General features: G+C 57.7%; 3 protein-coding genes and 1 pseudogene. All 4 read left to right on the top strand.

The annotated features are described in order from the left end of the window. The first annotated feature begins 784 nt into the window (after window positions 1-784). Window positions 785-1,876: a hypothetical protein gene (locus ASF25_RS22980; protein WP_156369054.1), complete on the top strand. Its 1,092-nt coding sequence runs from the start codon at window positions 785-787 to the stop codon at window positions 1,874-1,876. A gap of 24 nt (window positions 1,877-1,900) precedes the next feature. Then, window positions 1,901-3,145, top strand: coding sequence for a TIGR02594 family protein (locus ASF25_RS22210; RefSeq protein ID WP_082502876.1), 1,245 nt, complete (start codon window positions 1,901-1,903; stop codon window positions 3,143-3,145). Between the two features lie 105 nt (window positions 3,146-3,250). Continuing rightward, window positions 3,251-3,555 (top strand): annotated as a pseudogene (locus ASF25_RS23775) (transposase domain-containing protein); the annotation flags it as partial. Between the two features lie 50 nt (window positions 3,556-3,605). Continuing rightward, on the top strand, window positions 3,606-3,788 hold the full coding sequence (locus tag ASF25_RS17405; RefSeq protein ID WP_156369053.1) for a hypothetical protein: 183 nt from the start codon (window positions 3,606-3,608) through the stop codon (window positions 3,786-3,788). The last annotated feature ends 401 nt before the right edge of the window (window positions 3,789-4,189 follow it).

The following is a 4,189-nucleotide window of genomic DNA, read 5'->3' as shown; positions in this document are numbered from 1 at the left end:
CGCGGGCCACCGTTCCGCCCCGCGCCGAACCGGGCGTGTACGCCATGACCCGGCATGGCCTGACAGCGCCAGCCATCCGAGGAGGCGCACCTCGGGGCACGTCTCTCCGCGTGCCGAACGCAAGAATGGTCTTCACAAACGCTGTCACCCGACCCTGTCGCGCTCCGCCAAACGCCGGAGACCGAGCAATCCGGGAGCGCTCAGGTACCCAGGCGCCGGTAATCACGCGCCTTCCGTCCCTCGCTGGGGACGACGGTCTGCCCAAATCCCCATAGCTCTGCGCCCGCCATCCGCGGGTTCGTTCTTCCACGACTTTCGTACGCCTCGCGGCGCCCGAAACTCTTCAGGTTTTTTGCCGTTCCGGTTTCGGTCTTAGAACCGGAAAAGCGGACTCCTCGCGATTGGCTAAAGCAGGCTGAAAGCAGAACATCAATTATTGTCGGCTTGAAGCGTAAAAGCCGACGTTAGCTTCCGACTGGCTACAGAGGCCCCGCCTCCTGCTTTCGGTCCATCTATTGCACCCCCTCCGACATGATATGCGGTCTTCGCGAAAGCCTTGCACCCAAACTCGGCGCTTAATATTTGTCTTCGGTTGCGCGATGAGGCAAGTCAATTCACGAACTGTCGCATCTATGTGACAGTCGAAGCGGACCTGAAATGGAAACGCTTTTTTAACTTGTGGCAACACCGGCAGGCGTGCTTCGATTGATTTAAGCAGCAGGTTTGCAAGCCGTGATTAGGGAGGGGCACAATGCCGTCATTTGGACGACATTCGATCGCAGCCTTGATCATCAAAGCTGGCATGGCGTTGCCGTGCCTTCTGACTGCCGCCTGCAGCCCGTCAACCCGCGGTGGTCCGGATCGCCTATTTCCGGTCATAGAAGAAGCGGAGTTTGTTCGAGCCGCGGGCGGCCCTGATGCCTACTCAAAATACTTCCTAGCAAGTGGCTCGAGGAAGCAAGAAATCCGAAATTCTATTATTTTGGCGCGTCTGTATGGCATTGACCTCACGTACGGAGAATACGAGTCCGATCTGACGCGCGAGAAGCAGGGGATTCCATTCCTTGCTACCTTGACTTCGCTCGGACTCACCTCGGCTGCGGCGGTCACCGGAACGGCGGAAATGAAAACTATCCTCGCGGCCGCTGCGACTGGCGTTACGGGGGTGAGAGAGGCTTACGATAAGGAGATTCTTGTCGACCGCGCGATATCGCTGATCGAACAGCAAATGCGAACACAGCGGAAGCTTGTTCGTACTCGCATTGTCGAGAGGCTCGGCCTGACTACCGACACCTACCCGCTCGAGTTGGCACTTACTGATGTGGAGGCTTACTATCGCGCAGGAACTCTGACGGGCGCTCTAGTCAGCCTCGCGGAAGACTCCGGTGTTCGGCTGCGTGAAGCCAACCGCGCCGAGCAAGATGTCGTTATTACGAGATTCTCGTACTCAGATCTCGGGCGACAGATTCGAGAGTTTTGGTTGTCATCTCCGGAAAACCGACGTGCTGTCGAAACCTGGCTGAGGCAAAACGGCGTCGATCTCCCAGTTTCTATTTTCGTCCGTTCTGGACGGGCGGCGGACCAAATGCGAATGGCGGCAGATCTCCGGATCAGCTCTGCGTCGGATCGCCGAGATAGTCCCCGCCGAGAAAACACGCGACCAAGGAGAACGAGTTCCGCCGGTCCAAGCTCGAGCAATACCGACACGCAAGCAGAGCGAATTCGTCGCTACTTTAGGATGGGCGATCAACAGCGAAAGGCCGTAGAGGCCTGGCTTGCAACCAACGGCGCAGGCCCTCTTGGGGAGTTTCTACTGCCCTCCCGAAACACTAAGGCAGCGCAGAATCGGATGATCAACGAACTCAATATTAAATGATATTACGAGGCGGAGGACGCAGCGATGAAGAAGTATAGAATTACCGATGTTCCAGCTTCTGAACTCGATCAGCTTTTGTCAGATCTTCGCCTTGAAGGCTACGATCCAGAGATTCATCAGCAGCCGGACGGCGCGTACATTGTCGAGGCAATCCGCGCGAACGGTGATGGCGATGGCAATGGTGGTGACGGGACCGGAGGGAACGCAGGTGGTGGGAATGGAGGGAACGCAGGTGGGCCCGCCAGCACCATTGAAAGGTTCGTATCAGCTCGAGCCCCGCAGCCGTTGCAGGTAATCTACCGCAGATCGGACGGTCGCGAATTGGTCCGAGAAGGAGGAAGTCGCGCTTGGCGCAATAATAATCCCGGAAACATCGAGCGGGGCTCCTTCGCTGACGAGCACGACGCGATCGGTGGTGATACGCGGTTCGCGATCTTTCCCAGCGAGCAAACCGGCCTCCTCGCTGTAGGAGCGTTACTTCGATCTCCGTCGTACCGAAATCTCACATTGCAAGCGGCGATCAACAGGTACGCTCCGCCCAGTGAAAACAATACTGCCGGATACATCGGCTTCGTTTCGAGCAAGACCGGTATTGATGCAGGCGACGTCCTATCAACTTTAAACGACTCTGAGATTGCGAAGCTGTGTCGATCGATTCAGGTTATTGAGGGTTGGAACCCAGGAAGAGAGTACGAGGCCGGAGCGAGATCCTCATTGGTAGGCGTGAAGCCGAAGGAGCCCGTTTCGTCAGCGGCCGAAGCCGCAACCGACTGGATGCGGGTTGCCTTGACCGAGGAGGCTCTTCCCTGGACAGAGCGATCAGAGTGGCAGGACCCCGGGGAGAACCCCCGGATTCTGAACTATATACGCGTTGCTGCCCCTTGGTACGATCCAATTAAGGATGGCGGGGACGAGGTCCACTGGTGTGCCTCATTCGTGAATTATTGCCTGGAGCAGGCCGGCTATCATGGCACAGGTCATCCAGGCGCTCGATCATTCTTCTGGAACAACGAAAACCGGTTCATCTTTCTCGCCGAGCCTGTCTATGGATGCATTGCCGTGTTTCGAGACTCGCCGTTTGTGGACGTTAAGTGGCTAACGGGAACAGGCCACGCGGGTTTCATCACGCGATGGACTGACACTCAGATTGAGATGCTTGGCGGCAACCAGGGCAACACCGTCAAACGGGAGTGGTATCCGAAGGAGTGGAAGAAGGCTGGGAAAGTCACGAGAAAGCTGGCTGGCTACTATGTTCCCGTGATGAACTGAAAATCACAAATTTGCTCTGAAACTCGCTAACACTTGCACGATTAGGTGACGCTTGCGTGCTTCGAAACGCGATGTTTTGACTACATGCCCAAGCGTTGAGCTGCCTTCGGGCGTGTGGTCCACGACGGCGGTGTCTGTCTGGAAAACAACGCGGCGGAACGAGCGCTGCATGGAGTCGCGTTGACCAGAAAGCTTGGCTGTTTGCTGGTTCAGAGCGCTGTGGCGAGCGTGCGGCGGTGATGTACACGCTGATCCAGACCGCCCGCCTTAACGGCGTCGATCCGTAGGCGTGGCTCACCGATGTGCTCGCGCGTATCAACGATCACCCCGGTCGCGACCTCGACGCCCTGCTACCCTGGAACTGGCAGGTACCGACGCTCATACCGGTCGCCGTCGATCGAGTTGCCTGACGCGGCGGCGATCACTGCCGTCTTCAACCCTCGCCGCCGTCGCCTAGGGGTTGGCCGTCTCCGAAGATCTGCTGCTCGACCTCGCGCTCGCAATGGAGCCGGAGGACGGATACCTGGCCGTCTACGGACCAAGCGAAGGAGGAACAACCGCCTTCACGCGGAACGGGATCGAGCGCCTGCGCGAACTCATCGACGAGAGGCAACAGATCGATCTACCCCTCAACACATTTTAACCGCAGCCGTCCGCGGAGGCTTACAGATTATCGGAATAAATTACGTCGCTTTCGGAAGCAGCACGGCCACGGTCAACTGACTAAGTTAGGTCTATATCGGAATTTCCGCTCCGGGTGATTTGCGATGGTCTACTTCTGGGGAAATCTATACGATCGAACATTGCCATATCGCTTGCTCACGACCTCAAGCAGGCATCACTCAATACCGATCACCCCCGCCCGACAGCACACGGTGATCGTTTGGGGACCACGCCGGTCGAACAGCGCCCACGCCGGATCGCCCTCCGCCGTCATGAACGACGCCATGGCCTGCCCCCATTCAGTGGCCCAGGTTTGAAGTTAGTGCATCGTCGGTCGTGTGACGATGGCAGGGCGAGCGGACGGCACTGATCCGCTCGGTT

Origin of the sequence: Methylobacterium sp. Leaf100 (assembly GCF_001422845.1) — a bacterium.
In the GTDB taxonomy this organism is placed as follows: Bacteria; Pseudomonadota; Alphaproteobacteria; order Rhizobiales; family Beijerinckiaceae; genus Methylobacterium.
The sequence above is the reverse complement of the archived record's forward strand: the minus strand, read 5'-3'. Positions and strand labels throughout refer to the sequence as shown.

Excerpts from the sequence above, each read along its gene's own strand:
- ASF25_RS22210 (WP_082502876.1), top strand. The coding sequence starts at position 1,901 with ATGAAGAAGTATAGAATTACCGATGTTCCAGCTTCTGAACTCGATCAG.